Here is a 4,030-nt window from a genome sequence, read left to right on the forward strand (position 1 = left end):
AAGGTCAGTTCCGGCGTCGGGAACCGCTCGTCGCAATATTGGCAGGCGAAGCCGTCTCGCAGAAACACGTTGAAGCGCGTGAAGGCGGGGCGCCGGGAGGAGGGGATATAGTCCTTGAGCGCGATGACGCTCGGCAGCTTCATCGTCAGGCTCGGCGAGTGAACCTCGGTCTCATACTCATTGAGAACGGAGACGCGATCCAGGAACACCGCCTTGACAGCATCCTGCCAGGACCAGACGGATAGCGGAAAATAAGAAAGAGGCCTGAAATCCGCGTTCAGGACCAAGGCTGGATAGTGCTGGCCGCCGTCAGGCAATCGCCGCTCCTTCACCCGCGGCGATATCTGGTGGGTGAAAAGCCGCTCAACCCGCCAGATGTGGTGCGCCGCCGAATCCGTTAGCGACTATTGCAAAGCCCACCGGGCGGAGCAAGCACCGCGCCCTTTGTGTCACGCCCTCGTCATGCGGCAGGGGCGGGTCTCGCGAAAGCCTTAGCCAAGGCCGCAACCCCCTCCGCGACGCCCGCGTTGTCGATGCTGTGGCCGAGGTCTGGTCGCAGAACGAGGTGCGTGGGCACACCCAAGCGTTCGAGCACCTTCGCGCCCATGCGGCTCATATTGGCCGGTACGACCTCGTCCTGTTCGCCGTGCACCATCAGAACCGGCGCGTGATTGGCCATCTCCTCGGCAAGTTTGTCGGGACCAAGCAGCATGCCGGAATAGGCGAGAATGGCACGCGGCGCGGCGGCTCGCCGCAGCCCCGCGAACAGCGCCACCATCGCGCCCTGGCTGAAACCAGCGAGCGCATAGGCGGTTGCTGGGAGATGCAATTCGGCGAGCGTAGCATCGACGTATTGGTCCAGCGCCTGACGCCCGATCCGCACCCCGGCCTCCATCGGCGCAAGCCTTCGGTCGGCGAGGCTGAACCATTGCCGGCCGGACGGCGCCATGTCGTAGGGCTCCGGTCCGTGCGGTGAGGCGAAGAGGATATTGGGCAGCTTCGCCGCCAGCATGGGCGCAAGAGAGATGAGGTCGTCACCATCCGACCCGACGCCATGACATAGCACCACGAGACCCTGCGCCCGGCCACCGGCGGTTGGACCGAAGCGGGGGCCGCTCAGAACAGACATTTCCGTAATTCCTGTAGGGTGTGGACCGGAGATCGATGACGGCAACGCCCTTGTGCCCTACAGACCTGAAGACAGAAACTCGATATCGTCATCCAACAGGCATGTGTTGTGATACGACGAGACGACCGGTGACTAGTACGCGGTGAAGACTTCGCTAAGCTCCGCACCCATCGTCACGCGTTTCGCCCCGAGTCCCACCGGGCTGCTGCACGCCGGCCACGCTCGCACGGCCCTGTTTGCCTGGCGGCGCGCGAGGGAGGCTGGGGGCCGCTTCCTCCTGCGAATAGAGGACATCGACACCACTCGCTGCAAGCCGGAATATGAGGCCGCGATCCTCGAGGATTTCGCGTGGTTGGGTCTCGACTGGGATAGCGAGCCGCGCCGCCAGTCGGAGCATTTCGCGGAATACGCTCGGGTTCTCGATGCTCTGCGGAGCCGGGGTTTGCTGTACCCATGCTTCTGCACGCGCGAAGAGATTGCCCGGGAAATCTCTGCGGCGGATGCGGCGCCGCATGGGCCGGAGGGTGCGATCTACCCGGGAATCTGCGCCGCTATTCCTTTGGCGCTTGCCGCCGCCCGCATCGCCCGGGGCGAGCCCCATGCCTGGCGGCTGCGTATGAACGACGCGGTCGCTACCACCGGACCGCTGACCTACGAGGAAGATGGGTGTGGGACGATCCGCTGCGATCCCGCCGCCTTCGGCGATGTCGTGCTGTCGCGCAAGGAGACGCCCGCGAGCTACCATCTCTGCGTGACTCATGACGATGCGTTTCAAGGAGTCAGCGTCGTCACCCGAGGCGAGGACCTACGCGCCGCGACCGACATCCACCGTTTGCTACAGGTGCTCATGGGTTGGCCCGAACCGCGCTACGCTCATCATCCGCTTATGCTGGACAGCACTGGTCGCCGGTTGGCAAAGCGGGACGGGTCGCTCAGCCTGCGGGCGCTACGACAGAGTGGCATGACGCCGGCCGAAGTGCTAGAAATGGTCGAGCGCGTATAAACATATGTTTATACGCGCTCGGGCAGAATCTGGAGCGGTATGTCCCACTAGGTCATGCTCGGCCAAGGCCGGGCATCCACGCCTTCGCGTGCCATGACGGATCCTTGGACCGCAGTGATCATCACGCCCGAACGCAGTCCTTAAGCCAGCGAAGGCTCCAACCGGCGAGACCGCTGCATCAACACAACGCCAAGTCCCGCAGAGGCTATGAAGAGGGCGATACCAAGCGCGATCTGAGTCGTATGGGACACTTGCACGCCGCTGCCGAGCAGCCCGAAGACGAGGGTCTGCGGGAGATAGCCCAGGACCGAGGCAAGAAAGAACGGTAGCGGCCGCACCGATGACAGCCCCGCCAGCAGGTTCAGCACGACGTTATTGCCGACCGGTAGTAGCCGAAGAGTGAGCGACGCGGTGAAGGGCTGCGAGCCAAGCTTGCGATCGAGCCAAGCCAGTCGGCTACCAAGACGCCCGCGCACCCACTCCCGCGCGAAGGCTCGCGCCCAGAAGAAGTCGATCACGCAGCCGGTAACCTGCGCCACCATGGCAAGCGCCAGACCAAGCTTGAGGCCGAAAGCATAGCCGCCAGCGAAGGCCACGGCCTGCCGAGGCAATCCGGCGGCGCAAAGCAACGCGCCCGCCGCCACGAAGACGATCTCGCCCTGAAGCCCATGGCCCATGACGTAGTGCTGGAGAAAACCGCCCTTGACGCCGCCGGCCAGCGTCTTGAGCACGACGCCCGCGATCACCAGCCCGACCAGTAGGCCGAGCGGCTTGACGAAGAGCCGCCAAGCCTCCGGCCGCGCGCTCGCGCCGGAGATAGCGGGGCCGGAATGCGCGCTCATGCCCGCTGTCCTATCGTTGCCGTGCCGAGTGTATGATCAGCGGCCGTCGCGGTGTCGAGGAGGGCTGTTTCAGCCGCCACCCTGGGGATGCCGATTTCCAGCGGCGTGGTCTCAACCTCGGGATGCTTCCAGCGGCGCTGCAGCCAATACATTCCGGCGAGATCGACGATGCCGACCCGCAGGCGCTGGAAGTTGTTGTAATTCGACTTACCCTCGGTGCGCGGCCGGTGATTGACCGGAACCGAGATCACCCGGCCACCCGCGCGGATGAACAGCGCCGGCAGGTAGCGGTGCATGTGATCGAAATGCGGCACTTCCAGGAACGCGTCGCGCCGGAACACTTTCAGGCCGCAACCCGTATCGGGCGTCGCGTCCTTCAGGATGGCCGCGCGCACCTTATTGGCGAAGCGCGAGCCAAGACGCTTGGCCGAGCTGTCGCGCCGCTTCTGGCGCCAGCCGGCGATCAGGATCGGTTGCGTCCCGGCCTTCTCCTCGCGCTGCGCACGTAACAGCATCTCGGGGATGGCCGCTGGGTCGTTCTGGCCGTCGCCGTCCAGGGTCGCGATCCAGGTGCCACGCGCATGTTTCACGCCGTTGACAACACCGGAGCTCTGCCCGCCGCTGGTGCGGTGGCGGATGATGCGCAGCGGCGCGCCCTCGGCGAGAGCCTGACGCAGACGCTGAGGGGTTTCGTCCGTGCTGCCATCATCGACATAGATGATCTCGTAGGGCGTCCCGATGAGGGCCGCGCGGATCTCGCCGATCAGCGGCAGGATATTCGGCGCCTCGTTCCTGACCGGAACGACGACCGAAATCAGGGGCAGACCGGAAAACTGAGACGAACTCATCGCCTGGCTCATCGGTCTTCTGACTCCTTGCTCTAACCAGGACGGCGGGACAGGGATTGCCCGCCGAACCCTCGTTAAGTCGTAGAAAACCCCCGGAGAATGGTCAGAAGATGGCCGTGTTTGTCACAGTTCAGGCAGTGCGGTCACGTGACACGCCGAGTGCGGCCTGTGCGGCGGCCAGGCGGGCGACCGGCACGCGGTATGGGCT

5 protein-coding genes are annotated in these 4,030 nt (G+C 64.7%); 1 reads left to right on the plus strand and 4 read right to left on the minus strand.

The features are described from left to right. A partial coding sequence (locus GSQ83_RS29675) for an HNH endonuclease (protein ID WP_174246730.1) occupies positions 1 to 317 on the minus strand: 317 nt, incomplete at its 3' end. Between the two features lie 143 nt (positions 318 to 460). After that, entirely contained in the window at positions 461 to 1,129 is a 669-nt protein-coding gene (locus tag GSQ83_RS22775) for an alpha/beta hydrolase (RefSeq protein ID WP_158805162.1), read from the minus strand. A gap of 142 nt (positions 1,130 to 1,271) precedes the next feature. Here GSQ83_RS22775 and gluQRS point away from each other — a divergent pair, with 142 nt between their 5' ends. Beyond that, positions 1,272 to 2,132 carry a tRNA glutamyl-Q(34) synthetase GluQRS gene (gene gluQRS, locus GSQ83_RS22780; RefSeq protein WP_174246718.1) on the plus strand — a complete coding sequence of 287 codons (861 nt, stop codon included), beginning with the start codon at positions 1,272 to 1,274 and terminating at the stop codon, positions 2,130 to 2,132. Positions 2,133 to 2,272: 140 nt separating this feature from the next. On the opposite strand, the gene GSQ83_RS22785 is transcribed toward gluQRS, so the two are convergent. Both GSQ83_RS22785 and GSQ83_RS22790 read right to left on the minus strand, forming a co-directional pair. Then, positions 2,273 to 2,974: a TVP38/TMEM64 family protein gene (locus tag GSQ83_RS22785; protein ID WP_158805163.1), complete on the minus strand. Its 702-nt coding sequence runs from the start codon at positions 2,972 to 2,974 to the stop codon at positions 2,273 to 2,275. Continuing rightward, positions 2,971 to 3,834 (minus strand): glycosyltransferase family 2 protein, encoded by an 864-nt coding sequence (locus GSQ83_RS22790; protein WP_174246719.1) that lies wholly within the window; start codon positions 3,832 to 3,834, stop codon positions 2,971 to 2,973. The genes GSQ83_RS22785 and GSQ83_RS22790 overlap by 4 nt, the downstream gene beginning before the upstream one ends. Positions 3,835 to 4,030 lie beyond the last annotated feature (196 nt).

This window comes from Acidisoma sp. L85 (assembly GCF_009765865.1).
Lineage (GTDB): Bacteria > Pseudomonadota > Alphaproteobacteria > Acetobacterales > Acetobacteraceae > Acidisoma.

Coding starts and splice junctions, on each gene's coding strand:
- GSQ83_RS22775 (WP_158805162.1), bottom strand. CDS start 1,129: ATGTCTGTTCTGAGCGGCCCCCGCTTCGGTCCAACCGCCGGTGGCCGG.
- GSQ83_RS22785 (WP_158805163.1), bottom strand. CDS start 2,974: ATGAGCGCGCATTCCGGCCCCGCTATCTCCGGCGCGAGCGCGCGGCCG.
- GSQ83_RS22790 (WP_174246719.1), bottom strand. CDS start 3,834: ATGAGCCAGGCGATGAGTTCGTCTCAGTTTTCCGGTCTGCCCCTGATT.